Origin of the sequence: Halomonas campaniensis, assembly GCF_014193375.1 — a bacterium.
GTDB lineage: Bacteria > Pseudomonadota > Gammaproteobacteria > Pseudomonadales > Halomonadaceae > Halomonas > Halomonas campaniensis.
The window spans coordinates 1-26839 of record NZ_JACHZF010000028.1; the positions used below are offsets into that span (position 1 = coordinate 1).

Sequence of the window (26839 nt, forward strand, 5' to 3'; positions counted from 1 at the left end):
TTCGTCATGGCGGCTGATGCGGTTGATTCTTGTGTAGGAGCTTGAATTATAATCGATTTTCAGCCGCCTTTTTCATGCCCGGTGCAATATCCGGGCTAGGTGGAAGCCCTGTCCGAATGCGATGCCATAGGATTTCAGCAAGGGAAGCAGGGCCTCCTGGTCGACGAATTCGGCAATGGCCTGCTTGCCGAAACCTGCAGCGATATCGGCGATGGCCCTGACGATCACCCGGCTCTCTGCGCTGACCGGCAGGTTGCGGATGAAACTGCCGTCGATCTTGATGAAGTCCACGGGCAGCTGGCCCAGGTAGTGGAAGCTGCTGAAGCCCACGCCGAAGTCGTCAAGCGCGGTGCGGCAGCCCAGGTCGCGAATGGCCTGCAGGACGCCCCGGGCGGTGGAGAAGTCGGTGACGGCGGCGGTCTCGGTGATCTCGAGGATCAGGTAGTTGGGGTCCGCGCCGCTGGCCGCGATCTCGTCGGCCAGGTACTGCTTGAGCCCGTCGTCGTGCAGTGACTGCCCCGAGAGGTTCACCGCGAGGCTGACGCCGCGGTCCCTCAGCTGGCCCAGTAGCGAGAGACTGCGATGCAGCACCCAGCGGTCCAGCGGGATGATCTGCCCGCTGCGCTCGGCGACCGGGATGAATCGCCCCGGCGAGATCAGCTCGCCATCGTCATCGCGCATCCGCAGCAGCACCTCGTAGTGCCGGACATCGCGATCCTCCAGGCGGACGATGGGCTGTACCATCAGCTCGAAGGCGTCCTCCTCTAGGGCGCGGTGCACGCGCCCCTCCCAGTAGACCCGTTCCTGAAGCTCGTCCTTGGCGTTTTCCACCGTCGAGAGCAGGTGCCAGCGCTGGGTGCCCGAGCCCTTGGCCTTGTACATCGCCATGTCGGCACTGGCCATCAGGTCGATCGGGTTGTCGCCGTGGCTCGGGAAGAGGGCGATGCCCGTACTCGCAGCGACGCGGTGGCGCCTCTCCCCCGCGTTGAAGCCGATGGACTCCAGCACCTGGTTGAGCTGCTGGGCGACGCGAACGGCCAGGTCTTCATCGGCCCCCTCCAGCAGCAGGGCGAACTCGTCCCCCCCCAGTCGGGCGATGGTGCCGCGGTGGCCGAACTCCTCGAACAGCACGCCGGCGACCCTGCGCAGCAGCTGGTCGCCGGCCTGGTGGCCGCTCAGCTCGTTGATGTCCTTGAACTGGTCCAGGTCCATCATCAGCAGGGCGCCATGCCGGCCACGCTTCAGCGCGGCGCAGAGCGCATCCTGGAAGTAGCGGCGGTTGAACAGTCCGGTCAGGGGATCGCGCTCGGCCAGCCAGGTGAGCCGTGCCTCCGCGGCCTTGCGCTCGGTGATATCGAGGCCGACAGAGATCCGTGCAGGCCGCCCGTTGGCGCCGGCGGGCAGGGGGGCGTGGTACCAGGCGATGGTGCGCTGGCGGCCATCCGTGGTTTCCAGGGTCCGCTCCTCCTGAGGCGCGCCGGGAGGCGCCATCGACAGGGCAGCAGTCTCGGGAGGGAAGACATCGTCGAAGAGGCGCTTGAGCAGCATTTCCTCCCGGGTGGCCATGATCGAGAGCGCATAGTCATTGACCAGGGTGATCCGCCCGTCGGCATCCTGGGTGACGATGAACACCCTTGCCGTGTCGAGCAGGCTGCCGATGAAGTCGCGCTCGCGGGCCAGCTCGTCGACCCGCTCGGCCAGCTGCTCGCCGCGTGCCGTGACCTCCTGTTCCAGGGCCTCCAGCTGGTCGGCGAGCGCCAGGGTGGTGCCCTCCAGGATATCGATCTCGTCGGCGAGGCGGCGCCTGGGGCGGCGGATAGCCGTGCGGGCCTCGGCAAACCTTCCCTGGGCCAGGGTCGGCAGGACACTCGAGATCCGCCTGAGGCGCGCCATGGGGGTCAACAGGATGGCCAGCAGCAGCAGTTCGGCGGCGAGCCATCCCCCCAGGCCGACCAGGATCAGGTTGCGGGTATCCTGGTGGATGGCGCGGATCTGCTGGGTGATGTCGGACGCCATCAGGAAATAACCGATGGTCCGCCGGTCGCCGTCATCATCCATGCGCACGGCGCTGAGCTCGATGTCGTTGCCCCGATGCTTCAGGCGCAGCGGCACGTCGACCAGCTCACGAATCGACGCCTGCTGCGAGGCCTCCCTGAGCATGGGCAGGTTCTGTTCCTGTCGGGTCAGGGCCACGAGGTGGCCACGCCATCCTGCCAGGTAGCGCTCGGACTCCAGGTCGCGAGAGGCCATGGGGCCGACGACCAGCAGTGCCACGTCGCTCTCGGAGACCTGCTGGGCCTGGCGGGTCACATCGGCCAGGGAGCGGGAGAGGATGACGGTACCGGCACTCTCGCCCTCGACCAGCACCGGCACGGCGGCATACTGGCGGCAGTCCGTGGAGCAGCGCAGGGCGGTGAGGGGCATCTCGGAGACCATGACCTGGCGCACCCACTCCTGGATCGGTCGTTCGTTCTCTGCCTGGCTCTCTCCCCAGTCGGCCTGCTGGATGCCCTGGGCGTCGAAAATCAGGATCTCGTCGACACCACCCTCGAGTTGCAGGGTGGGCCACTGGGCCGCCAGCGCATCGAGGATATCGCCATTCTCGCCCTCCTCCAGGGCGTGACCGAGGCCCTGAGCGGCTGCGGCCAACGCGGCCAGCTGGCGCAGGCTCTCCTCCGAGCGTGACAGGGCTAGGCGGATCTCCCGCACCTGGCGCTCCCCGTGCTGCGCGCGGCTCTCCTCGAACTGGCGCGTCAGGTTGGCATGGCCCAGCCAGGAGAAGAGCAGCACCAGTGCCAGCAGCAGCAGGCTGTTCAGGGCGATGACCCGCCAGGTCAGGCTGAGGCGGGTCTTGTGGGCCTTGGGGTTGCTCATTCCTGGGGTTCCCAAACCATGGATGCCAGCCACTTCAGCGCCTGTCAGAAGCGTAGCGAGAGCTGGAAGAGCAGCATGTTCCAGCGCCGGCGGGTCTCCGAGGGGTCGGGGTTGTCCTGGATCGGCAGCCAGCCGGTGCCATCCACATGGTGATACTCGGCCGCCATCATGACCCGGGGGTTGAGGTTCCACTGCAGCCCCAGGGTCACATCCTGGGCGAACTGGCTGTGGGCCGGGCCGGCGCCGCTGGCCTCGAACGCCGTGCCCGAGCGGTCGTCACGGTTGCTGATCAGGCTGTCGTAGCGCACCAGCCACTGCCAGCTGTCATGGAAGCGGCGGGTGTACTGCAGGTACCAGCTCTCGCCGGTGACATCGAAGTTCACGGCGGGGTTGTTGAAGTTCTCGAGTCCGGAATTCCGCCAGGCATATTCGCCCGTCAGGCTCCAGTTCTCCGCGTTGTACTGCAACGAGAGGACCCAGGGCTTGAAGTAGAAGTCCCCATCACTGAGCCCCGGCAACGAGGAGTCAAAGCGCGCATTGGCATCAGCCGCGCTGATGGCGGCAACGACACGGCCTCCATCGTGCTCGTAGCGGATCTGGCCAATGGCGGAGCGTTTCGGGTCGAGTGACCCCGGTACGTTATCCAGGCGAAGGGTGCTTCGCAGGTCGTCACCGGCCTGCGGGTCACCGATACCGATCTGGGCGCGAAGGGTGCCGGTGGGAACCCGCTCCTCCATGTAGACGGCCAGGCCATCTCCCGATAGTGCCAGCGATCTCGTCCGGTCGAAGTAGATGGACTGGGGCAGCAGGATGCCGGGGCGAGTGAAGGCCACGTCACGCGTCTGGTTGTAGAAGCCGAAGGGGTTCTTGCTGCGGCCGAGCTGAACGCCAAAGGTACGCTGCTGGTTGGAGACCATCTGGTAGTCCACCACTCCGTAATCCAGAACCGGCTTGGCATCGCTGCCGTCGCCGCCGGCACGGCGGCTGAGCACCTGGGCGGCGATCAGCACGTCCTGATGGGGGCGGATCGAGGCGTTGGCCCCGATCTCGGTGTACTTCAGGCTGCCGCCGTCACTGCTGCTGGGGCCGAAGAAGTCATTGCGGTCGGTGATCACCAGGGCCTGGCTGAGGAAGCCATGCAGCTGCAGGGTATCCAGCATGTCGCTCTCCGCCGCAGCCGGGTCCGGGCCGGCGATCAGCAGCAGGGAGCCGGCCGCGACGGCGACACAGCGGTTACTCCACCGAAATGACTTGGACGCGATCATCCAGATACTCCCTTTCCAGATAGCCCAGGGCACCGGGGGTGCTGGCGATGCGTTCGCGCATCTCTACCTGGGTGAAGACTCGTGTGGGTGCCTGACCGGTGCCGGAGAAGACCATGCGGTCCCAGGCCAGCTGCAGCTGGTGCGGGAAGACGGCCAGTCGCTCCTTGGCGAAACGCGAATGCAGGGGATGATCATTGGCCAGCACGAAGACGCGGACCGCCTGGCCGTCCGGCCAGGTGCGCTGGCGCATGGCGAAGATCGCACGGGTGGTGTCGCGGGTCAGCTGGCGGGTGTTGACGTCGGCATGGGCCACCAGCAGCACCGGTGACTCGTCGGCCACGACGGGCGCCGGCCCCGCCAGCACCAGCAGGGCGAGGAGCAGGCAATGCCTCAGCCACGCCACTTGCCGGCCTCATGGCGGCGGAAGGGGGCGCATCGTGCTGCCGCTCGATGAGGGCGCGACGAGACAGGAGTCAACATGGTGTATCGGGTTCCCTGTAAGGTGATCCACGTCGGCCCCGGGGCGGTGGCGGCGGATGACCGCCGGCCGCCGGCATGGGGTCCGTGATGCCTCTATCCTGCGTAAACCGCGTGGCCGTTCGAATGATCCCGTGGCATGTCGTGGTTCTCGTGCCTCGACTGTGCCGGTTTGGCCATCATGTCCGAATACGCTACATCACTGGAATTCAATGTAAAGCAGTTTGCTTCAACGGGGGAGAAAGGAGGGCTGCCCGGCGGCGTGCCGCCGGGCAGTGGGCTTAGCCGTAGATGGTGAAGCTGTGGGCATTGAGCCAGAGGTGGGTCATCACGCTGGCGATATAGCCCAGCGCGATGACCGGGGCCCAGCGCAGGTGCCCCATGAAGGTGTAGTTGCCGCGGGCCTGGCCCATCAGCGCCACGCCGGCGGCGGAGCCGATGGAGAGCAGGCTGCCGCCGACGCCGGCGGTCAGGGTGATCAGCAGCCAGTGGCCGTGGGACATCTCCGGCTGCATGGTCAGTACCGCGAACATCACCGGGATGTTGTCCACCACCGCCGAGATCAGGCCCAGGGCGATATTGGCCTGGGTGGCGCCCCAGCCGGAGTAGAGGGCCTCGGAGAGCATGCTCAGGTAGCCCATGAAGCCGAGCCCGCCGACGCACATCACCACGCCGTAGAAGAACAGCAGGGTGTCCCACTCGGCCCGCGCCACGCGGTTGAAGACATCGAAGGGCACCACGCTGCCGAGCTGGGCCAGCTTCTTGTCATCGCCGCGGCGAGTGTAGCGGGTGCGCTTCTTCTCCAGGGAGCGCGGCAGGGTCCGGCGCAGGTAGTAGCCGAAGAACTGCAGGTAGCCGAGGCCGGTCATCATGCCCAGCACCGGCGGCAGGTGCAGCAGGGTATGGCAGGCCACGGCGGTGGCCACGGTGAGCAGGAACAGCGCGATGATGCGTCGGGCGCCCCGCTTCAGCCAGACGTCCTCCTGGACGCTGTCGGGCTTGCGGTTCTTGATGAAGGCGCTCATCACCACGGCGGGGATCAGGTAGTTGACCAGCGAGGGGACCAGCAGCTCGAAGAACTCGTAGAACTTCACCAGGCCCGCCTGCCAGACCATCAGGGTGGTGATGTCGCCGAAGGGGCTGAAGGCGCCGCCGGCGTTGGCGGCCACCACGATGTTGACGCAGCAGAGGTTGATGAAGCGCTTGTCGCCCTCGGCGACCTTGGTCACCACCGCGCACATCAGCAGGGCGGTGGTCAGGTTGTCGGCGATGGGCGAGATGACGAAGGCCAGCACCCCGGTGATCCAGAACAGCTGGCGGTAGCTGAAGCCCTTGCGGACCATCCAGGAGCGCAGGGCATCGAAGACCCGGCGCTCGTCCATGGCGTTGATGTAGGTCATCGCCACCAGCAGGAAGAGCATCAGCTCGGTGAATTCGAGCAGGGTCTCGCGGAAGGCGTGCTCGGCCTCCGCCGGCATGCCGGCCTGGACGTAGACCCAGCCGATCAGCGACCAGATGATGCCGGCGGCCACCAGCACGGGCTTGGACTTGCGCATGTGCAGCTTCTCCTCGCCCATCACGAGGGCATAGGCGAGGACGAAGATACTCACGGCCACCAGGCCAACCAGGGAGCCCGTCATGTCCAGCGCACCGGTCACCGCGTGGGCGGAGGGGCTGAACAGCAGGCCGAGAACAGCGAGCACGAGGAATCCTGGCCACCAGGCGGGGCGCCGGGGCCGTTGGGTTGAGCGACAGGTTGTCAGCATGGCTGAAGTGTCCTGAAGAGAATGGGTAGGGAAGGGGGGGAAAGCGCGTGGATTCTAGCATGTCGTGATGCGACGCAACATGCATCGAAATGGGTATTCCCCGGTCCCGGGCATGCCGGTTTTGCATAGCGGGTGACGCTAATGGAGGCGGCTCAGGGCGTGCCCTGCTGCTCGGCCCGCTCGCGCCAGGCAGCGGGGTCGGCCTCCACCATGGCCTCCTCGTCGCCTTCATCGGCCGTGCCCTGGTCGAACCAGCGTCTCGGCTGCCACAGCCTCAGTCGGGTCTCGCCATCTGCCAGGGCGAGGCCGACGCCCAGCGCGCCGAGGCGCGCATAGAAATCGCCGGACAGGTCGTCGTCGCGCATCAGCAGGTTGGCCAGCAGGGTGAGATTGCCCCCCTCCAGGCGGATGTCCCGCATCGACACCCCCTGGTCGTCCATGGACAGCCGTGCACTGCCCTGGACCTGGCGCACCGTCAGCAGCCTGCCCAGCCAGTCTCGCTCGCGGGCACGAGCCAGGAACAGGCGCGCCAGCAGGCCGCTGTCGCGCATGGCCAACCCCAGGCGGGCACTCACCTCCAGTGGTTCCACCCAGGTCAGCCGGCCCTCCTCCAGTTCCAGGCGGGCCCACCAGCCGGCCTCGCCCTGGCCGTCGGCATCCCGGCGGGTGACGTTGTCCAGGCGCAGCAGCGAGCCGGAGGCATCGAAGTGCCGGCGGACCAGGTCGCCCTCGCGCAGGCGTGCTTCCAGGCGCAGATCCCCCGTCAGCCGCTGGCTGGCCAGGCGCAGTTCGGTCCCGAAGGCCTGCAGCACCAGGTCCCCTCGGGCGCCCAGGCCTTCCAGTTGAAGCGTTGCCTCGAGGCTGGCACTCCCGGCGAGCAGCTCGATCCCGGCATTGTCCGGCAGGTAGGCGTTGTAGAGGGCCAGGTCGGCTACCTCGACGATGGGCAGCACCACCCGGGTGGTGAAGGTCTCGACCGCGATCTGCTCGGGGTCTACGGAGAAGGACGGTGTGGTGGTCTCCAGGGCCAGGTGGCGCCCCGCCAGCCAGGTGCGTTCCTCCTCCGCCTCGCGGCGCAGGGCGAAGCGCGGCAACGAGAGCGATAGCCGGGCCCCGGGGCGGGTTGCTTCCCCCTCGAGCCGTGCGTCGAGTTCGCCGCGCCCCTCCGCCCGGTAGTCGAGAAAGCCCACCCTGAGGTCATCGGCATCCACCCGCAGGTGGCTCGGCGCCAGCAACTGCGCGCCTGCCAGGTGCAGATCGGCTTCGAGCCGACCGCGGCCTTGCAGGCTGAGGCCATGCTCCCGGGGCAGGAAGGCGTCCAGGAAGCCCAGTCGTTCGACCGTGCCCTCCAGCACCAGCCGACCCTGGCGGGTGTCGGGCTCGTTCAGTCGGGTGAAGCGTGCCACCCGGGCCACCAGCACGCTGCGCAGGCGCTGCTCGGCCTCGGCGTTGCCTGCTGCGGCGGAAAGCGTCAGACGGCTGCCGGAGAGGTCGAGAACGCTACCGTCCAGGGTGGCGTCGTTCAGCGCCAGGTCGAGGATCATCTCGCCGGAAACCGCCTCGGCGAGCAGTTGGCCGCTGATCTCGCGGCCCGCCAGCCGGAGCTCGCCGCGGATGCGCTCGTCCTCGACTACCAGGCGGCCACGACTGCTGGCCCGGCCGGCGCTCAGTGCAAAGGGGGCTCCCTCGGGCAGGTAGGGAGCCAGCACGGCCACATCGGGCAGTGTGGCACCCTCCCAGTCGAGCGTCGCCCGCTGGGTCAGCGGCGTTTCGTTCATCCCCGGTAACTGGCCTTCGGCCTCCAGGGCCAGTCGGGCGCCCTCCAGCAGCCGTGCGCCGTCGCGGTGGCGTGTCACCCTGGCCTCCTCCAGGCGGGCGTCCAGCCGCAGTGGCCGGTCATCATCGCGCCACTCGGCGACGAAGCTGCCGCTCCCCTCGGCGCGGACGTGGGGCAGGCTCACCCCCAGCGTGTCGCTGGTCACCGCCAGGCGGCTGCCGGCGTCGATCCGACCATCGACCAGCCGCGCCCTGGCGCTCAGAACTCCGCCCCCGCTCAGGCCGATGCCGCGGCCCTCGAAGAGTCCCGCGAGGTACGGGTCGAGAAACCCCAGCCGGTCGAGGCGCCCGGAGAAGGCCAGCTCGCCGTCCAGTGGGGGCCGCGGGTGGTCGCGCAGGGTGTCCAGCGGCACCCGGGAGGAGAGCCGGGCGGCCTCCAGGGTCAGGTCCAGGGCCAGGGCGTCGGCCTCCTCGTCGCCGGAGACGTCGAGCCTCAGGCGAGTGCCGGAGAGGTCCAGGTGGCGGGCCTCGGGGTCCAGCAGGGGCAGGGCCAGGTGGAGCTGCAGATCGCCGCTGAGCGGCTGCTCTTGCAGGGTCAGGGCGACCCGGTCGCCTGCCAGGGTGAAGGCGCCGGAGAGCCTGCCCGTGCGGTAGGTCAGCCGGCCATCCAGGGCGGCGCGTCCGCCATCGAGCGTCAGCGGGGTGCCCTCGGGCAGGAACCGCGTCAGGGCGCGAACATCCGGCACCGTGGCTGACTGCCAGCTGAGTTCGGCCTCATCGGGCGGAGCCGGGGCGGCGGCGAGGTCCGTGGGCAGCGGGGCGGCGAGTTCGAAGCGCTGGGCCGTGAGCAGCGGCGCCGGGTCCTCGCCGCGATGCATCGCGAGGTTCTCCAGGGCCACCGTAAGCCGCCCGACCGGCGTCTCTCCAGGCTCGAGGCCCCGCCCGTCGACACTGGCCACCACGCTGCCGGCGCCCCGCAGGCGATAGGTTTCGTCGGGGAGTATCCAGGTCGGGGTGGGGCCACCCTCGCGGCTGCCTGCCAGCAGGGCGGCGTCGTCCAGGGTCACGCCGATGTCCGGGGAGTCGAGCACCAGGCGGCTCCCCGGGGTGAGTTCGCCCTCGGCGATGCTCAGCTCGGCCTCGAGGGTGCCGCGACCGGCCAGGCCAAGCCAGCCAAGCTCCGCCAGGTAGGGGTTGAAGAGGTCCCAGGCATCCGCTCGGGCCGTCAGGGCAAGCTCGCCGGAGAGAAAGCGCAGCGCCGCCTGGCCGGAGTGAGACGCGGGGTCGAAGGGTGCCGCGCTCAGGTCGGCGGCCAGGGCAATGCCGTCGGCCAGCTGACGTCCTTCGCGGGTCAGCGTGGCCTGCTCCAGGGCCAGGGTGAGCTGCCCGACGCTCAGTTCATCGCGGGCGAGGTCGAGGCCCGACAGCGTCAGCCGCCCTTCGCCACTCAGCCGGTGACCGTCGATGTCCAGGCGGCGGAGGCCAGTGGCCGTGAGTTCGCGGATCTTCAGGCGCCGGGTCAGCAGGGCGGGGAGGGTGAGCGCCAGGCGGGCGGTGTCCACCTCCAGGACCAGCGGCAGGGCATCATCTTCACGCTCGATGGTCAGGGACTCCACCGCCAGGCTGTTCCAGCCGGGACGCGAGCCCTCCCAGCGGATCGACAGCCCCTCCTGGCCGGAGAGCCTGTCCTGCAGCCAGGCACTGTCCAGCAGCGTTGGCAGGGCCAGGGCCAAACCGCCCAGCGCCAGCACGACAAGGCCTGCCGACCAGGCCAGCCACCGCCTCGTGCTGACCCACGGCGCGCTCTTTTCCCGCATGTTGCCGCCCCTTCTTCTGCCTATCCGCCCATGGTAGCGCGCGGCATGGCTCCGTTGGCCAGGGTTTTATGGCATCATCGGCGCACCGGCAGACGCCGGCAGGATACGGACCGCCAACGACGCAGGGCAGGCACACCACGCATGTTTCTCGATGAATTCCATACGCTGGCAGGGGGGCGCGTACGCATCTCCGCGGAGCAGGCCAGTCGCTTCGCCAAGGGAGTCGCCGGCGACTACAACCCTATTCACAACCCGGATGCACGACGTTTCTGTGTGCCGGGTGACCTGCTCTTCGCCCTGGTGCTGGCTCGTTTCGGGCTTTCCCAGACCATGAGCTTCCGCTTCCTCAGCATGGTGGGCGACGGCACCCCGCTCTGCTTCCAGGAGCATGACGATGGCCGGATCCGCGTCTGTGACGACGCCGGCAAGTGCTATCTGGAAGTGGAGCGCAGCGGCGAGGTGACCCGCGACGAGGCCGTGGTCGAGGCCTTCACCCGCTGTTACGTGGCCTTCTCCGGCAAGAACTTCCCCCACTACCTCAAGCCGCTGCTGGAGGAGAAGGGGGTGATGTTCAATCCGCGTCGCCCGCTGGTGATCTACGACAGCATGGGCTTCTCGCTGGAGCGGCTGGACGGCCTTGCCCCGGCGCTGGAGCTGGCGCGCTCGTCCCTGGCGGTCAGCGGCAAGCGCGGCGACGCCCTGCTGGAGTTCCGCATCCAGGCCAGCGGCGAGCCGATCGGCACCGGTTCCAAGAAGCTGGTGGTCAGCGGCCTGTGCGACTACGACCCGGCCGCCATGGACGAGATCGTGACCGAGTTCTACCGGCTCAAGGCGGCCTACGAGACCGAGGCCTGACGACCGCGCCGGCCTCGATGCCGGCCAGCAGGTGATGCATGTCCCGGAATATCGAGCGGGGAGAGGCCGCGGGTAGCGCCGCCCCACCCACGGATATCGAGATCGCCCGCCGGGCCAGGCTCGAGCCCATCCTGACGCTGGCCGAGGCGCGCCTCGGCCTGGCGCCGGAGCACCTGATCCCCTTCGGCCACCATCGCGCCAAGCTCTCCCTCGACCTGCTCGACGCGCTGCGCGAGCGCCCCCGCGGTCGGCTCGTCGTGGTCTCTGCGATCACCCCCACCCCCGCCGGCGAGGGCAAGACCACGGCCTGCGTCGGGCTGGTCGATGCGCTCAACCGACTGGGGGTGACCTCGCTGGCCTGCCTGCGGGAACCGTCGCTCGGGCCGGTGTTTGGCATGAAGGGCGGTGCCGCCGGCGGCGGCCACGCCCAGGCCGTGCCGATGGAGGCCATCAACCTCCACTTCAACGGCGACTTCCACGCGGTAACCGCGGCTCACAACCTGCTGGCCGCCCTGGTCGACAACCACCTCTATTGGGGCAATGCCCTGGACATCGACCCCGAGCGGGTGACCTGGACGCGTGTGCTCGACCTCAACGACCGCTCGCTGCGCCGGGTACGCACCGCGCTGGACGAGGCGCGCGGGGGCGAGCACGAGACTGGCTTCGAGATCACCGCCGCCTCCGAGATCATGGCGATCCTCTGCCTGGCGGAGGACCTGGACGACCTGCAGCGGCGCCTGGGGCGCATCGTGGTGGCCTGGCGGAAGGACGACACCCCGGTGACGGCCGCGGACCTGCAGGCGGTCGGGGCCATGGCGGTGCTGCTGCGCGATGCCCTGGCCCCCAACCTGGTCCAGACCCTCGAGCAGAGCCCGGTGCTGATCCATGGTGGCCCCTTCGCCAACATCGCCCATGGCTGCAGCTCGCTGGTGGCCACCCGGGCGGCCCTGGCGCTCGGCGAGGTGGTGGTCACCGAGGCCGGCTTCGGCGCCGACCAGGGGCTGGAGAAGTTCGTCGATATCAAGTCGCGGCAGTCGGGCCTCACTCCCGATGCGGTGGTGATGGTCTGCACCCTGCGGGCGCTGCGCTTCCACGGCGGCGCGAGCCGCGAGGCCATGGACCGCCCAGACCCCGAGGCGGTGACACGAGGGCTCGGCAACCTGGCGCGGCAGGTGGCGGTGGCCCGCTGTTTCGGCCTCTCGCCGGTGGTGGCGCTCAACACCTTCCCGACGGATAGCGCCGAGGAGCGTGAGCGGCTGGCGGCCTGCTGCGAGCGGCTCGAGGTCGCGCTGGAGGTCTGCGACCACTGGGCGCGCGGGGGCCCGGGGGCCCTGTCGCTGGCGCGTCGGGTGCTGGAGCGGCTGGAGGAGGGGGGCCAGGAGGTGGCTCCCCTTTACGCGGACGGCACCCCCCTGGAAGCAGCGCTGACAGCCGTGGCCACCCGGCTCTACGGCGCCCGCGGCATCGAGCTCTCCGCCGGGGCCCGCCAGGCGCTGGCCCAGCTCGAGCGCGCCGGCTACGGCCACCTGCCGGTCTGCATCGCCCGCACCCAGTTCAGCTTCTCGGACGATCCGGCCGACGGCGGCCTGGTCGAGGGCCATCTCCTGCGGGTCAGCGAGCTGAGGCTCTCGGCGGGGGCGGGCTTCGTGGTGGCGATCTGCGGACGGCTGATGACCCTGCCGGGACTGCCGCGCAAGCCGGCGGCCCTGGGCATCGGCCTGGATGCCCAGGGGAATGTCATCGGCCTCGCCTGAGGCCGGCCCGGGGCGGGCGCGGCTCAGACCACCACGGTGACCGGGCAGGGGGCCAGGTCGATCACCCGGTGGCTGACGCTGCCCAGCAGGGACTCGCGCCACTTGCCCAGGCCCCGGCGCCCCATGACGATCATCGGCGCCTCCTCCAGGTGGTGGCGGGCGCGGGAGACGATCGCCTCGGCGAAGCGCTCCTGGTGCAGCAGCTGCTCATCGATCCCGGCGGGAATCTCGCCCACGGCCTCGCGGGCCAGGCGGAAGACCCGCTCGGCCTGGCTCTCCTCGTCCTCCTCGGCGGCGACCTGCCCGCCGGGCTGGCAGAAGATCAGCTCCACCGGGATGCCTGCCGCGCGCGCCAGGTCGCCGGCCAGCCAGGCCGCCTTGTGGGAGTGGCGCGAGCCATCCACCGGCAGCAGGATGCGCCCGATGCGCGAGGCCTCCCGCATGCTGGCGTCGGCATGCACGATGGTCACCGGGCAGCGGGCCCGGTGCACGACCTCGTTGCTGACGCTGCCCTGCACGAACTTGCCGACATCGCTCAGGTGGCGGGCGCCCATCACCAGCAGGCAGCCACCGTGGCGGCGCGTATGGTCGACGATGGCTCGCTCGGGGTGGCGGATGAAGGTGGCATCCTCGAGCACCGCCTCGGTGGGGTCCAGCTCCAGCGCCGGGTCGATCGCTTCGCGGGCCAGGGCGAAGGCCTCGGCGGCCATCTCCTGGCGCATGGCCCGGTCGTGGTCGGCATCCGGTTGCCGGTTGGCCGGGATGTCGCTCAGTTCGGCCGGGTTGAGCGGCATCACGTGCAGCAGCTGCAGCGGAGCATCCAGCAGCCGGGCCAGCAGGCTGGCATGACGGGCCGCCGCGGCCGCCGTCGGCGAGCCATCCACTGGCACGATGACCTGCGAGACCTGCTCACTCATCGACTTCTCTCCCTCGTCAGATGGATGCGGCGCGCGACAGGTGGCGCCCGACCCTAGATTAGCAGCCGGTGGAACCCGGTGTCTCGGCCCCGCGGCTCAGGCCACCCGCAGGCGCTTGCCGAACATCAGGCCGCTCCAGTGGGCGCGGTTGACGAGCCGGTTGAGCAGGATCGAGCCGCTCATGCCGACCACCGCCAGCCCCGGCACGTAGAGCCACAGCGGGACCCTGACCTGCCAGGTGACGAAGTCCACCACCGAGAAGAACAGCGGGTGGGCCAGGTAGATGCCGAAGGAGAACTCGTTGACCTTCTTCACCAGCGGGGTGGCCGGGCGCCCGGCCAGCCAGGCCATGGCCCACAGCGCCGCGAAGAGGAACAGCGGCACCACCCAGGTCTCCTTGGAGGAGTACGCGAGTGCGCCGCGCAGCGTGAAGGCCACGATCACCGCCACCGTGGCCACCAGCCAGGCCGGGTGGGAGAACACCCGGAACCAGCGCTGGCGGTCGAGGTCCGGATAGGCGTCGACCAGCACCAGGGCGAGGAAGAACAGGTAGATCCAGCCCACCGGCGCGATCCAGTGCAGGTAGCCCGGCGGCTCGATGGCCTGCCAGCGGAAGAAGCCCCAGTAGCCCATGCTGATCAGTGCGCCGACCACCAGCCAGCGCCCGGAGGGCAGCCAGCGCCTGAGGTCGAAGCGATTGTAGGCCCAGAACATCACGTAGAACTGCATGGCGATGATCAGGAAGTAGCCGTGCCAGCCGGCGAACACCAGGTACTCGGTCATGTGATAGCCGAAGCTCGGCTGCTCGCCACGGGCCAGCAGGCGCAGGTACTCGGCCAGGGAGTAGATCAGCCCGTAGACCAGATAGGGCACCATGACGTACTTGAAGCGGTTGGCCAGGAAGTCCCGGGGCACCGCGTTGCCGTAGCGCGCCGAGAACAGGAAGATCGAGATGAAGATGAAGATCGGCGTGCCCAGCACCAGCGGGATGCGCGCGAGGTCCAGGGTCAGGTGGGGCAGGTAGTTGTCCTCGACCCGCTCGACCAGGTGGAACAGGAAGACCGCCAGGCAGCCATAGAAGCGAAGCCAGTAGATTTCCTCGATTCGCTGCATGGGGACTCCGTGTCGGGGCGGGGGAACATCATCCATCGATTCAGGTCTGACCGCCCCGAGCCTCAGGAATTCCCCAGGGCCTGGCGGCGTGCCGTGCCCATCAAGGAGGAGTGCCATGCGACTGTCACAGCGGGCCTTCGGGCGTCGCGGGACCCGCCCGGCCGCGGCCCTGTTCGCGACCGGCCTGATACTGCTCTCCGTGCTGCTGGCGTCACCGGCGGCCGCTGCCGGCCAGGTCAGCCAGCAGCGCTTCGCCTCGGAGACCCTGCAGCGCGACTACCCCTACACCCTCTACCTGCCCGAGGGCTATGCGGTCTCCCACCAGGCCTACCCGGTCATCTACCTGCTGCATGGCTCCTTCGGCAGCGAGACCGACTGGGTGCAGGGCGGGCGGCTGCGCCAGACCGCCGACCGGCTGATCCGCCTGGGCGTCATCCCGCCGGTGGTGATCGTCATGCCGGGGGCCGAGAGCTGGTGGATCGACGGACACAACGAGGCGGCCCGTACCGCCTTCTTCGAGGACCTGGTCCCCCACATCGAGGAGAGCTGGCACGTGGTCCCCGAGCGCGAATGGCGCGGGGTGGCCGGGCTGTCCGCCGGCGGCTTCGGGGCCCTCAACTTCGCCCTCGAGCGCCCCGAGATGTTTGCCGCGGTCGCCGCCTTCAGCCCAGCGAGCTACCACCCGCTGCCGCCCGACAACTCCTCCGCCTGGCGCCACCCCTCCTTCCAGCGTGACGGCAGCTTCGATGCCGAGCTGTGGGAGCGCAGCAACTACACCGCCCACCTGGACGACTACCTCGCCCAGGAGCTCACCGTCCCCGTCTACCTGACCGCCGGCGACCGCGACCGGCTCAACGCGGTGCACCATGCGCGCCTGGTTCAGCACGCCCTGGAGCCCCGCCAGCCCGGCGACGTGCGCCTCGATGTGCTGCCCGGCGGGCACACCTGGCGGGTGTGGCGGGCCAGCCTGCCGCGCGGGCTCAGCTTCATGGCCCGCCATCTCCAGGCACCGGTGCCGCTGGAGAGCGACGATGCCCCGGTGCCCGCCCCGGCGCCCGACCGCTGACGCCTGCGGCTCAGCCGCCCATGCCCAGCGCCATGCCGCCCAGCCCGCAGACCAGCACCACCGCCCAGGGCGGCAGCTTCCACACCGCGAGCAGGGCGAACCCCACCAGGGCCAGGGCGAACTCCGCCGGGCCGAGGATGGCGCTGGTCCATACCGGCTGGTAGAGCGCCGCCCCCAGCAGGCCCACCACCGCGGCGTTGGCGCCACGCAGCCCCGCCTGGACCGCGGGCCTCGCCCGCAGGGCGTTCCAGAAGGGCAGGGCGGCCAGCAGCAGCAGCAGGCCCGGCACGAAGATCGCCAGCAGCGCCAGCAGCGCGTAGCTCAGGCCGCCTCCCGCGGTGACCATGCCCAGGTAGGCGGCGAAGGTGAACAGCGGTCCCGGCACCGCCTGGGCGGCGCCGTAGCCCGCCAGGAAGTCGTCCGCGACGACGCGGCCGCCCTGCACCATCTCGGCCTCGAGTAGCGGCAGCACCACGTGGCCGCCGCCGAACACCAGGGCGCCGGCGCGATAGAAGGCGTCGACCAGGGCGATGCCCGGCCCGGCGCCGGCCATCACCAGCAGCGGCAGCCCGATGAGCAGGAGCGCGAAGAGGCCCAGGCAGCCCAGCCCCGCGCGGCGTGACACCGGCAGGTGCAGGGCGTCGCTGGCCGGCGCCCCGCCGTCGCGGCAGGCCCAGAGCCCCGCCAGGCCGCCGACCACGATGGCCGAGACCTGGCCCGCGGCTCCTCCCACCCCGATCACCAGCAGCACCGCGCCCACGGCGATGGTGGCGCGGGTCCGGTCCGGGCAGAGGTTCCTCGCCATGCCCCACACCGCATGGGCGACGATGGCCACCGCCACGATTTTCAGGCCGTGGATCAGGCCGCTGCCCAGGGGGCCGTCGAGGCTCGCCGCGCCCAGGGCGAAGAGCACCAGCAGCAGCGCCGAGGGCAGGGTGAAGGCCGCCCAGGCGGCCAGGGCCCCGGGCAGGCCGCCGCGCATCAGGCCCAGGGCGAAGCCGACCTGGCTGCTGGCCGGCCCGGGCAGGAACTGGCAGAGCGCCACCAGGTCCGCGTAGGCGCGCTCGTCGAGCCAGCGGCGCCGGGCCACGAACTCGTTGCGGAAGTAGCCCAGGTGGGCGATGGGGCCACCGAAGGAGGTCAGGCCCAGCACCAGGAAGGCGCGGAAGACCTCGGCGAGGCGGCCCCGGGGTGAGTCGTTCATGGGAGCTCCAGGGGTCGGAAACGATGGCGCCGGCGGCGGGGCGGTGGGCAGCCCCGGCCGGCATGCCGTAGAGTGCCTGTCAGGAGGCGCGAACGCCGCAAGCCTGACACGCAAGGATGACGGGACCATGATACGCACGCTGATGGTGGACGCCGAGGGCCGGGTCACGGTCGGGGGCGAGGAGCTGATTGCCCGCTGGCGCGAGACCACGGACGGCCGCCTGTGGATCGACCTGCAGGGCGAGCCCATGGCCCGGGAGAGGGAGTTGCTTGAAGCCTTCGACTGCCACCCCATGGCCATCGATGATGCCCACCGCGAGCGCCACCCGCCCAAGATCGAGGAGTTCGAGGGTCACACCCTGATCCTCTACCGCGGCATCGCCTCCTTCGACGCCGAGCTCAACTACGAGCCCCAGCAGGTGGCGCAGTTCCTCGGCGAGCGCTTCCTGATCACCCTGCACCCGGGCCAGGCGCAGAGCATCGACCGCCTGCTGGCCAACGAAGGCAGCGACCTGCTGCGGCTATCGCCGGAGCACGTGGCCCTGAAGATCATGTACCTCTCCGCCGGCTACTACCTGGACAGCCTGCTGGAGTTCGAGAATGCCCTGAGCGACCTGGAGGACGCGCTGATGCAGAACGGCAGCGATCTCCTGATGCGCCAGGTCATCGGCTACCGCTCGCGGCTGGTCAAGATGCGCCGGCTGTTCAACTATCATGTGGGTATCACCCAGGAGCTCACCGCCTACGACTACGCCCACCTGCCGCGGGATAACGAGGACACCCTGCACGCCATCAACGACGTCCACGAGCGCTTCGACCGGCTGCTGACCCTGACCCAGATGTACTACGACATCTGCGGCGACCTGATCGACGGCCATATCTCGCTCTCCTCCCACCAGCTCAACATCACCATGCGCATTCTCACGGTGATCACCGCCATCTTCGTGCCCTTGACCTTCATCGCCGGGGTCTATGGAATGAACTTCGTGCATATGCCCGAGCTCGAGCACCCCTATGGCTATTTCATCGTGCTGGCCCTGATGATGAGCATCGGCGTGGGGCTGGTGTGGCTGTTCCGGCGCAAGGGGTGGTTCTAGGCGTCAGCCGCCAGCCTGGCCGAGTCAGCTTGCCGCAGGCGCTTGGCGCCGGGGCCGCGAGCCCCTAGTCTCGAGGGTTCCCCCCTTTCGAGCCCTGACCATGCACCCACTGCGCGAGCGACTGCACAACGAACTCCACGCCCGGCCCTCGATCCACTTCTCCGAGCCGGCCCACCTCCACCACTACGCCTTCCTCGACGGCGACGGGGCCTGCGAGGCCATCCTGGCCCGGCTGGGCGAGCTGACCGGCCGGCCGCCCGACCCCGAGGCGGTGCAGGAGATCCTCGAGCTGGACGGCCTCATCCTCAAGTGGGAACGCCACACCGAGTTCCTCACCCTCACCCTGATGGTGCCGCGCCGGGGCGAGGGGGAGCTCTGGCCGGCGCCGCCCGAGCCGCTGGCCTCGCTGATCGAGCCCCACCGGGCGGCGCTGATCAGTGCCACCCTGCTGCTGGTGGAGTCGGCCCATCGCTGGGCCGGCGACGCCGAGCACTACGGTTTTCGTGACCCCGCCGGCTCCCGGGTCGGCGACGGTGACGCCACCGTCTGGGGCGACTTCCGCCTCACACCGGAGGGGGTCAACCGGCTGCTGCTGGTCAACCAGGGGCTCGACGACTACCGCCTGGGGCGCATGACCCGGCGGCTGCTGGAGATCGAGACCTACCGCATGATGGCCTCGCTGGCGCTGCCGCTGGCCAAGGAGCTGGGCGGCGAGCTGCACGAGCATGAGCGCGAGCTCGGCGAGCTGTCTGACCGCAATGCCGAGCAGCAGCAGGAGAGTTCGCGCCCGCTGCTGGCCTCGATCTCCGCGCTCTCCGCGCGGCTCGAGCGCTCCGGCGCCCGCTCCCGGCAGCGCTTCAGCGCCACCGAGGCCTATGCGCGCATCGTCTACACCCGCATCGACGAGCTGCGCGAGACCCGGGTCGGCGACAGCCCCCGGCTGGGCACCTTCATCCTGCGTCGCTTCCGCCCCACGGTGCACTTCTGCGCGGCGATCCACCAGCGACAGCAGAGCCTGGCCGAGAGCGTGGCGCGGCTCAACGACCTGCTGCGCACCCGGGCCCAGGTGGAGATCGAGGAGCAGAACTCCGAGATCCTGCAGAGCCTCAACGAGCGCACCAGCAGCCAGCTGAAGATCCAGAAGGCGGTGGAGGGGCTGTCGATCATCGTGATCAGCTACTACCTCTTCAGCCTGTTCAAGCTGGGCCTGCAGAGCCTCGATGCCCTGGGGATGCCGATCGTGCCCGCCGTGGCCGCCGCGGTGCTGGCGCCCCTGGGCCTGGGCATCCTCGGCGTGCTGGCCTGGCGGATCTGGCGGGTCAAGCAGCACTGACCCTCAGGCCTCGGTGCGCCTCACCCTGGCCCGCAGGGCGAACAGCGCCACGGCCAGCAGGCCCAGCAGCGCCATCAGCAGCAGCGGGAAGGCACCGGTACCGGCCCGCTCCAGCAGCGGGCCGGCCAGCGAGGGCACCGCCATGGCCCCGACGCCGGCGGCCAGGAAGATCCGGCCGGTGGTGCGCCCGTTCACGGTCATCAGCTGGTTGCTGAGGCCGAACAGGGTGGGGAAGATCGCCGAGGCGGCCAGCCCGAAGAGCAGCGAGACCACGGCCAGCGGCAGCCACCCCAGCTGCAGCGCCAGGCCGCTGGCCAGCCCCAGGGCCAGGCAGCCACGCAGCACCCACCAGGGCGAGAAGCGGCGCAGCAGCGGGATCGCCAGCAGCCGCCCCGCCGAGAGCGCCAGCCAGAACAGGGTGGCCAGCAGGGCCGCCTCCTCGCTGGGCATGCCCGCCAGGGTGGCGTAGGCGGTGACCCAGCCGGCGAAGGTGATCTCCATGCCCACGTAGAGGCCGAACATGAACAGGAACAGCGCCAGCCGCCAGCCGTCGGCGGGCGGCATGGGCGCCTCCTCCTCCCGGGCCGCCGGGGCCGTCGGGCTCGCCAGGCCGGCCAGGGGCCAGAGCAGCAGCAGCGCGTAGAGCGCCACCGCCCAGAAGGCCCAGGCGAAGTGGCCGGTCAGCGCCAGCACCGCCACCAGCACCAGCGGCACCAGGGTGTTGCCCAGCCCGAAGCAGAAGTGCAGGGCGCTAATCCAGGGTGGCGCCTGCCTGCCATGGGCCCACAGCAGCAGGGTGTTGGCACCGGCATTGGCCGAGACCTCGGCCAGGCCCAGCAGGAAGACCACCGCCGTCAGCACCGCAAGCCCCTGGCTGAACGGCATCGCCGCCAGCCCCGCCGCCATCAGCACCAGCATCGCCGCCAGCACCCGGTGGCCCGGGAAGCGATCCACCAGCCGTCCCGAGAGCAGCGAGCCGAGCATGTTGCCCAGCGCCCGAGCGGTGAACAGCACCGAGATCTGGCCCATGGTCGAGCCGGTCATCGCCGCCAGGTGGGGCAGCGCCGGCCCCAGCAGGCCACCGCTCATGCCCACGGCCAGCATGACCAGGAAGTAGCGATGGGTGACCCGGTGGGCGTGGGGCGTCGTGGCCGGCATGTCCTCTCCTTGGCAGGCAGCAGAGGGCGCGATTGTGCCATCTTTGCTCGCCCGGCGACTCCTCCCCGCCTACGCCTCCCCCACCACGGTCAGCACCGCGCGCCATCCCGGGCGGGCATCCAGCGCCGCCGGCTTGATCTCGCCCAGCCGGCCACGATGCTGCGGGGCTTGCAGGTAGGCCCGCTGGGCGCCCCGGACGGGCTGGAGGGCGGCGGGGGCCAGCTGGCCGAGCCAGCGGGCGTGGGCATAGTGGGGGTTGTCGGCGAGCCCCAGCTCCAGCCGGGCCGCCCCGTCCGTCGGCGGCGTCTCGGCCTCCAGGAACAGCGTGTAGCCGGGCCGGCCGTCGGGCCGCGGGTCGGGCGCCAGCATGGCGAAGCGTACCCCGCGGGCCGTGGCCAGCAGGCGGTCCAGCACGCCCTGCACGAAGGCGTCGCTGAGCTTCTCGCCGCACAGGTCCGAGGCCCGGTCATCCCGTCCCAGGAAGCGCAGGGTGGGCGTCGCGCCCAGCCGCCCGGTCACCTCGATGAGGTCCCCCAGGTCGAAGCGGTAGAGCCCGCCGCCGGTGGTCACCAGCGGCCGGTAGCGCTCCCCGGGGGTGACCTCGTGGGCCTGGCGGGCCCGGCCGGTGTCGTCGAGGAACTCGACGAAGTGGGAGGTCACCGCCAGCGGGTGCCGGCCGGCGAAGGGCAGGCTGATCACCGCCTCGGTGGCCAGCAGCCCCTTGGCCTGGAACGCCACGCCCGGCAGGCGCTCGGCCAGCTCGGCGGCGGGCTCGGCGGCGCGGGCGTCGGCCCAGGCGCTGACCAGGCGCAGCCCCGTCCACAGCGAGGTCGGGGCCGTGAAGTCGGCACTCGCCAGCGCCCGGGCCCGGGCCGGCAGCGGGGCGAGCCGGCGACCCAGGGCCGCGATCCGCGCCGACGGCACCTCTTCCTCCGGCAGCGTCAGGCCGCCCCGCGCGATGTCGGCGAGCAGGCGTTCGCGGTGGCGGGGCAGGGCATCGAGCAGCAGGGTCAGGAAGGAGGGATGCCAGACCGAGATCAGGCGCAGCGCGGGGGTGCGCAGCAGGCAGAGCAGGGTGACGTAGCGGAACGCCTCGATCTCCTGGAGGTCGCGGACCGCACCCGGCACCGCCAGGGTGGCGTCCACCAGCGGCGCCAGCCAGCGCCCCAGATAGGCGCTGTCCGCCGCCAGGCCGATGGGCACGGCGCCGCCGGCCTCTTCGGGCACCGGTCCCGCCGGCGAGATCGACCAGTAGGCGGGCCCCGCCATCAGCGCCGGGTCGCGGGCGAAGAGGTCGTGGGTCCAGGCGCCGACCGCCCGGCCGAACTCCCGCTGCAGGCGGCTCGTCCAGGGGATTAGCCGGGCCGGGCCGGTGGAGCCGCTGGTGGGGACCAGCCGCCGCACCGGCTCCCGGGTCAGCACGGCCGTTTCGCCGGCGCGTATCGCCTCGACCCAGGGGGCGAGGGCCTCGGGGGGCTGGATCGGCACCCGCGCCTGGAACTCCCGAACGCTGCGGATGCCGGCGAAGCCGTGGGCGATGCCGAAGCGCGTCTCGGCGTTGCGCAGCAGCAGTGTCTGCAGCAGCGCCTGCTGGGTCTGCTCCGGCCGGGCCAGGGCCCGGGCGAAGCGCCGGCCATGGCCGCGGTTGGCGAGCTGCCAGAGCCCGTGGGCCAGCCGGCAGCGGTTCACGGCGCGGCTCCCGGCCGGGACGACAGCGCCCGCAGGATGCGCCGGCCGGCACGGGTGAGGTTGTGCTCGTCGAGCTCGGTCAGGCAGGCCAGCTCGTCGCCCTCGGCGTGGCCGGGGTTGCACCGGGCGAAGAAGGCCACGTGGGGGTCCGCCAGGCGGGCGGCGGGAATCCCCGCCAGGTGGTCGCGCAGCCGCTGGGGGCGGGCGAAGCGCACGATGCCTGTGGCGGGGTCGAAGGCCGCGCCGTAGCGGTGCCGGGCCAGGGCGGCCAGGCGCCGTCGCGCCGCCGGCGGGGCCTCGGCGTCGTGGCGCGGGTGGAAGTCGCGCCAGAACAGCGGCAGGAAGCGGTAGGTGCGATAGCCCGAGACCAGCAGCAGCCAGTAGAGGGGGCGGTCGCGGCCGGCCCGCTCGCGCAGGGCCAGCACCCCTTCGAGCCAGGCGCGCATCAGCGCCGTGCTGCCCCAGGCCCGCGGGTCGATGATGGTGTCGCCGCTGGAGAGCAGGTGGCAGGGACCGCCCGGGCCCTCGAGGGTCTCCAGGCGCAGGCTGGTGAAGCCGGTCAGCTCGCCGGCGGCGTCGTGGAGCAGGATCACCCACTGCTTCTCGGCGAGGTCGGCGTCGAACTGCGACGGCGAGACGTTGGTGAAATGGCGGTCCATCAGGGCCAGCATGGCCTGCCGCTGCGCCGCGGTGAGGGCCTCGCGGGCGATCAGCGGCCCGCTGCGGGGTGGGCTCATAGGGCGCTCAGCTCCACCTGGAGGCCGTCGTGCCGGGCCGCCTCGCGCAGCGCCTCGGCCCAGGCGTCGGCCGCCGGGGTCCAGGCCACCACATAGAGGCGGGTACGGTAGCGTCGCGCCGGCAGGGCCCGGTCGAGCCAGGGGGCCAGGCCGTCCCGGGCCAGGCCGCCCACCAGCAGCAGGTCGAGCCCCAGGCGGGCCGCGTGGAAGGCCGCATGGCGCAGCAGGGCCACCGCGGCCGGCTCCTCGTCGGGCTGGTGGGCGAGCGACACCACGCTGGCGCTGGTCAGGGCCTGGCCGGCCCGGGGCAGGCGTGGCGTGCCGATCCAGGGGGCGGCGAGGTTGGCCAGCGGCCGACTCCAGCGCAGCGGCCCACGATAGCCCTGGACCACGAACTGGCGCCAGGGCGAGGCATCCAGCAGGCCGAGCCCGGCCAGCAGCCGGCCTCGGCGCAGGGCCACCAGGCGCAGCGCCAGCGGCGCCGTGGGGCCGGGCAGGGCCAGGGCGGCAGCGTCCAGGCGCCGGCGACGCAGGCCCTGGAGCTCCGCCCACTGCGCCTCGCTGGCCTCCCGGATCTCGATGCCGGTGCTGGAGGGCGGGCGGCGGCTGGTCGGCAGGGTGCGCACCGTGTAGTCGGCCAGCGGGCGGTAGGGCGGCTGGCCGGGCAGCCCCCGCTCCAGCAGCCGCCGGGCGGCCAGGTTGTCGCGGGTGATGCTGGTGAGGTCGAAGGGCGCCTCGCGGGCCTGGCGGGACTCGGCGAATAGCCGCCACGCCTCGACCATGGCCCGGCGTGGCAGGCGGCGTCCGGGCGCCAGGCGGACCTGGCTGAGGTAGCCCAGCCGGACCGCCGCACCCTCGAGGCGTGCCGGCTGGACCTGGCGGGTGCCCATGCCGACCAGTGCGCCCGTGTCGGCCTCCTCCACCAGCAGGGTGTCATGGCGCAGGCTCTCCCGGTCCAGGGAGGCGAAGAAGGAGGGCTCCCGGGTGAGGCTCAGGCGGATCGCGCCGTCCAGCGCCCGCTCGCGCAGCAGGCGGCGGATGGCCGCGTCGTCGTCGGGCCGTGCCGGGCGCACCCGCAGCGTGGTCTCCCCGGGCCTCATGACGCCGCCTCCAGCAGCTCGCCCCGGAAGCCCTCGTCGCCCAGCGGCAGGCCGTTGCGCCCCTCGATGTCCCACTGGTGCATGGCGTTGATGGCCATGAAGTTGGCCAGCATGTAGGGCGTGGCGCGGTTCACCCGGTGGGTGGCCCGGCGCAGGATGCTGGGCCAGCCGTAGAAGCGCCGCCGCGCCCGCACGCAGTGGGCCTCGAGCGCCTCGGCGCTCATGCTCGCCGGGTGGAAGGGCACCATGTTGTAGCGGTAGCCCGCGTCCAGCCACCAGGTGTCGAAGCGCAGCCGCCCGGCCTCGCGCAGGCGCTGTTCCAGGGGCGTGCCGGGGAAGGGGGTGATGTGGTTGAAGGCGGCGATGTAGAGCCCCTCCTCCTGGGCGAAGCGGATGGTGGTGTCGATGGTCTGGGCCGTGTCGGCGTCGTAGCCGAAGATGAAGGTGCCGTAGATGCGGATGCCGTGGCGGCGGAAGTTGGCCAGCGCCTGCACCGGGCCGCCGTGCATCAGGTTGAAGCGCTTGTTCATCTCGGCGAGCCCCGCCGGGTTCAGCGACTCGAAGCCCACCAGCACGCCCTGGCAGCCGCTGCGTCGCATCAGCTCAAGTGCCTCCTCGTCGAAGGCCACGTTGATGCTGGCCTGGCTCACCCAGCGCAGCTTCAGCGGGATCAGCGCGCGCATCAGTTCCTTGGCGGCCGGCAGGTTGGAGACCAGGTTGTCGTCGATGAAGAACACCATCTGGCCGCGGCGGCGCACCCGGGCGAGTTCCTCCAGCACCCGGTCGATGGGACGGTGCGACTGGGAGGCGCCGAAGAAGGCGGTGATGGCGCAGAAGTCGCACTTGAAGCGGCAGCCCCGGGCGAACTCCACCAGGCGGATGCCCAGGTAGCGCTTGCCGGCGAAGATCGAGCGGTCCGGGGTCACCGTCAGGGCCGGGCGCCCCTCGGCGCGATAGGTCCTGCGCGGCCGGCCGTGGCGGTAGTCGTCGATCACCTCGGGCAGGGTGCGCTCGGCCTCGCCGATGACGATGGACTCGCAGTAGCGCGATACCTCCTCGGGGCAGAGGGTGGCGTGGAAGCCGCCCATCACCACCGGCACCCCGCGGCGGCGGTACTCGCTGGCGATCTGGTAGGCGCGCCGGGCGGTATAGGTCTCCACGCTGATCGCCACCAGGTCGGTGGGGGCGTCGAAGGGGATCGGCTCCAGGCGGTCGTCGTAGAAGCGCTTCTCCACGTCGTCGGGCGCCAGGGCGGCCACCATGGCCGCCGGGATCGGTTCCATCTGCCAGGTGCGGATGTAGCGCTTCATCCCCGCCCGGCGGCCCACGCAGGGGTGGACGATGGTCAGCCGGAAGGGGCGCCGGCTCACGCCTTCTCCTCGCTGGCCGGTGGGTTCCCGGCCGGTTCGCGATGCAGCAGTCGCCAGGGCGACGGGGCGTCGAACAGCCAGTCGCAGGTGTAGAAGCGGTGCAGGTTGTGGGCATAGCGCCGGTAGCCGAGGTTGGTCAGCGCCGCCACGTGCCATGGGGCGGCGGTGCGGCGAAGCCGCCGGGCGATGCCGGACCAGGAGTAGGCCTGCTTCCAGGCCGCCTCGGTGCCCTGCTGGAGCTCCTCCACGCTCATGCGTGCGGGCCGGAACACCACGTGCTGGCCGTCGTACTGCTCCCAGTTCCGATGCAGCAGCCGCCCCTCTCGCGCCAGCCGCCTGAACAGCGGGGTGCCCGGGAAGGGGGTGACGATGGCGAAGCGCGGCAGGTCGATGCCGGCCTCCACGGCGAAGCGGGCGGTCTTCTCGAAGACGTCCGGCTCGTCCTGGTCGAGGCCGAAGACGAAGCAGCCCTGCAGGGCGATGCGCCGCTCGTGCAGCCGCTCCACTACGGTCGCGTAATCCTCGGGGCGGTTGAAGCCCTTGCGCGAGGCCCTGAGGCTCACCGGCGAGATCGACTCCAGCCCCATCAGCAGGCCGCGGCAGCCGCTCTCGGCGGCCAGGTCGAGCAGCGGCAGGTCGTCGGCGAGCAGGGTGGTCGCCAGGCCGTACCACTGGATGCCCAGCGGCTTGAGCGCCGTGAACAGTCGGCGGGCGTAGTGGCGGTCGGCGATCAGGTTGAGATCGACGAAGATCGCCTTGCGGGTCCGCATGCGCTTCAGGTCCTCGACGATCACCTTCGGCGGCTTCTGCAGCGGCCGGCGCCCCCAGGCGCTGGGCACCACGCAGAAGTCGCAGGTGTGAATGCAGCCGCGGGTGGCCTCGAAGACATGGGGCGTCAGGTAGCGCCAGCGCGGCAGCACCGAGCGGTCCGGCAGCGGCGACTCGGCCAGGTCCAGGTGCGGGGCCTGGTCGTAGCGCGGCGCCAGTCGGCCGGCGCGACGTCGCGCAGCAGCCGGGGCCAGCTCTCCTCGGCATAGCCCACCACGATGGCATCGGCGTGGGGCGCGGCGTCCTCCGGGGCCAGGGTGACGTGGGGGCCGCCCAGCACCACCGCCACGCCGCGGGCGCGAAACGCCGCCGCCAGGGCGTAGGCCCGAGGCGCGGTGCCGGTGATCACCGTCATGCCGACCAGGTCCACGTCCATGTCGGTATCCACGTCCTGGACCCCCTCGTCGAGGCAGGTCAGCGCGATGTCGAGCTCGTCGGGCACCAGCGCGGCCAGGGTCGGCAGGGTCAGCGGCATGTAACGCAGCGACTGCCCGAAGATGCCGCCGCGGTGGCGGTAGAGCGGCCCCTTGGGCGAGATCAGGGCGACGCGCAGTCGCCGGGTCGGCTCGGCGGTGACGTCGCCCCGGGGCGGGGCGACGTCGGGGCGTTCAGGGGACATCCGTCTACCTCCCGAGAGGGAATGG

Annotated in this window: 20 protein-coding genes; 5 read left to right on the forward strand and 15 right to left on the reverse strand. The window is 70.9% G+C overall.

The window, feature by feature from the left end:
* Positions 1–72 precede the first annotated feature (72 nt).
* The 5 genes from BDK63_RS15770 to BDK63_RS15790 form a co-directional block, all read right to left on the reverse strand.
* On the reverse strand, positions 73–2874 hold the full coding sequence (locus BDK63_RS15770) for a bifunctional diguanylate cyclase/phosphodiesterase (protein ID WP_183333659.1): 2802 nt from the start codon (positions 2872–2874) through the stop codon (positions 73–75).
* A 44-nt stretch (positions 2875–2918) separates the two neighbouring features.
* A complete protein-coding gene (locus tag BDK63_RS15775; protein WP_183333661.1) occupies positions 2919–4034 on the reverse strand; it encodes a hypothetical protein in 1116 nt (371 codons plus the stop codon).
* Positions 4035–4107: 73 nt separating this feature from the next.
* Positions 4108–4542 carry a hypothetical protein gene (locus BDK63_RS15780; protein WP_425485964.1) on the reverse strand — a complete coding sequence of 145 codons (435 nt, stop codon included), beginning with the start codon at positions 4540–4542 and terminating at the stop codon, positions 4108–4110.
* Between the two features lie 355 nt (positions 4543–4897).
* Positions 4898–6382: a sodium:proton antiporter NhaD gene (gene nhaD / locus BDK63_RS15785; RefSeq protein ID WP_183333662.1), complete on the reverse strand. Its 1485-nt coding sequence runs from the start codon at positions 6380–6382 to the stop codon at positions 4898–4900.
* A 152-nt stretch (positions 6383–6534) separates the two neighbouring features.
* Entirely contained in the window at positions 6535–9975 is a 3441-nt protein-coding gene (locus tag BDK63_RS15790) for a hypothetical protein (protein ID WP_183333664.1), read from the reverse strand.
* Between the two features lie 141 nt (positions 9976–10116).
* Here BDK63_RS15790 and BDK63_RS15795 point away from each other — a divergent pair, with 141 nt between their 5' ends.
* Positions 10117–10830: a DUF3581 domain-containing protein gene (locus tag BDK63_RS15795; RefSeq protein WP_183333666.1), complete on the forward strand. Its 714-nt coding sequence runs from the start codon at positions 10117–10119 to the stop codon at positions 10828–10830.
* Between the two features lie 38 nt (positions 10831–10868).
* Positions 10869–12584 (forward strand): formate--tetrahydrofolate ligase, encoded by a 1716-nt coding sequence (locus BDK63_RS15800; protein WP_183333668.1) that lies wholly within the window; start codon positions 10869–10871, stop codon positions 12582–12584.
* Between the two features lie 23 nt (positions 12585–12607).
* Here BDK63_RS15800 and BDK63_RS15805 read toward each other — a convergent pair whose 3' ends face one another.
* On the reverse strand, positions 12608–13501 hold the full coding sequence (locus tag BDK63_RS15805) for a universal stress protein (RefSeq protein WP_183333670.1): 894 nt from the start codon (positions 13499–13501) through the stop codon (positions 12608–12610).
* Positions 13502–13597: 96 nt separating this feature from the next.
* Positions 13598–14614, reverse strand: coding sequence for an acyltransferase family protein (locus tag BDK63_RS15810; protein ID WP_183333672.1), 1017 nt, complete (start codon positions 14612–14614; stop codon positions 13598–13600).
* A gap of 115 nt (positions 14615–14729) precedes the next feature.
* Here BDK63_RS15810 and BDK63_RS15815 point away from each other — a divergent pair, with 115 nt between their 5' ends.
* The gene (locus BDK63_RS15815) at positions 14730–15680 is read left to right on the forward strand and encodes an alpha/beta hydrolase (RefSeq protein WP_183333674.1); all 951 of its coding nucleotides are present in this window, start codon (positions 14730–14732) and stop codon (positions 15678–15680) included.
* 10 nt (positions 15681–15690) lie between these two features.
* Here BDK63_RS15815 and chrA read toward each other — a convergent pair whose 3' ends face one another.
* Positions 15691–16884 carry a chromate efflux transporter gene (gene chrA / locus BDK63_RS15820; protein WP_183333676.1) on the reverse strand — a complete coding sequence of 398 codons (1194 nt, stop codon included), beginning with the start codon at positions 16882–16884 and terminating at the stop codon, positions 15691–15693.
* Positions 16885–17011: 127 nt separating this feature from the next.
* Between chrA and BDK63_RS15825 the strand changes: the two genes are divergently transcribed.
* Both BDK63_RS15825 and BDK63_RS15830 read left to right on the forward strand, forming a co-directional pair.
* A complete protein-coding gene (locus BDK63_RS15825) occupies positions 17012–17980 on the forward strand; it encodes a magnesium transporter CorA family protein (RefSeq protein ID WP_183333678.1) in 969 nt (322 codons plus the stop codon).
* A 100-nt stretch (positions 17981–18080) separates the two neighbouring features.
* The gene (locus BDK63_RS15830; protein ID WP_183333680.1) at positions 18081–19313 is read left to right on the forward strand and encodes a DUF3422 domain-containing protein; all 1233 of its coding nucleotides are present in this window, start codon (positions 18081–18083) and stop codon (positions 19311–19313) included.
* A gap of 3 nt (positions 19314–19316) precedes the next feature.
* On the opposite strand, the gene BDK63_RS15835 is transcribed toward BDK63_RS15830, so the two are convergent.
* The 7 genes from BDK63_RS15835 to BDK63_RS18430 all read right to left on the reverse strand — a co-directional run bounded on the left by BDK63_RS15835 (position 19317) and on the right by BDK63_RS18430 (position 26814).
* The gene (locus BDK63_RS15835) at positions 19317–20471 is read right to left on the reverse strand and encodes an MFS transporter (RefSeq protein WP_183333682.1); all 1155 of its coding nucleotides are present in this window, start codon (positions 20469–20471) and stop codon (positions 19317–19319) included.
* Between the two features lie 69 nt (positions 20472–20540).
* Positions 20541–22160 carry a GH3 family acyl-acid amido synthetase gene (locus BDK63_RS15840; RefSeq protein ID WP_183333684.1) on the reverse strand — a complete coding sequence of 540 codons (1620 nt, stop codon included), beginning with the start codon at positions 22158–22160 and terminating at the stop codon, positions 20541–20543.
* Complete coding sequence (locus tag BDK63_RS15845) at positions 22157–22897, reverse strand: hypothetical protein (protein WP_183333686.1); 741 nt, start codon at positions 22895–22897, stop codon at positions 22157–22159. The genes BDK63_RS15840 and BDK63_RS15845 overlap by 4 nt, the downstream gene beginning before the upstream one ends.
* Positions 22894–23997 carry a hypothetical protein gene (locus BDK63_RS15850; protein ID WP_183333688.1) on the reverse strand — a complete coding sequence of 368 codons (1104 nt, stop codon included), beginning with the start codon at positions 23995–23997 and terminating at the stop codon, positions 22894–22896. The genes BDK63_RS15845 and BDK63_RS15850 overlap by 4 nt, the downstream gene beginning before the upstream one ends.
* The gene (locus BDK63_RS15855; RefSeq protein WP_221202656.1) at positions 23994–25367 is read right to left on the reverse strand and encodes a B12-binding domain-containing radical SAM protein; all 1374 of its coding nucleotides are present in this window, start codon (positions 25365–25367) and stop codon (positions 23994–23996) included. Before BDK63_RS15855 ends, BDK63_RS15850 begins: the two co-directional genes overlap by 4 nt.
* Entirely contained in the window at positions 25364–26287 is a 924-nt protein-coding gene (locus tag BDK63_RS18425; protein WP_221202657.1) for a radical SAM protein, read from the reverse strand. Before BDK63_RS18425 ends, BDK63_RS15855 begins: the two co-directional genes overlap by 4 nt.
* On the reverse strand, positions 26263–26814 hold the full coding sequence (locus tag BDK63_RS18430) for a cobalamin-dependent protein (RefSeq protein ID WP_221202658.1): 552 nt from the start codon (positions 26812–26814) through the stop codon (positions 26263–26265). The genes BDK63_RS18425 and BDK63_RS18430 overlap by 25 nt, the downstream gene beginning before the upstream one ends.
* Positions 26815–26839: the final 25 nt, after the last annotated feature.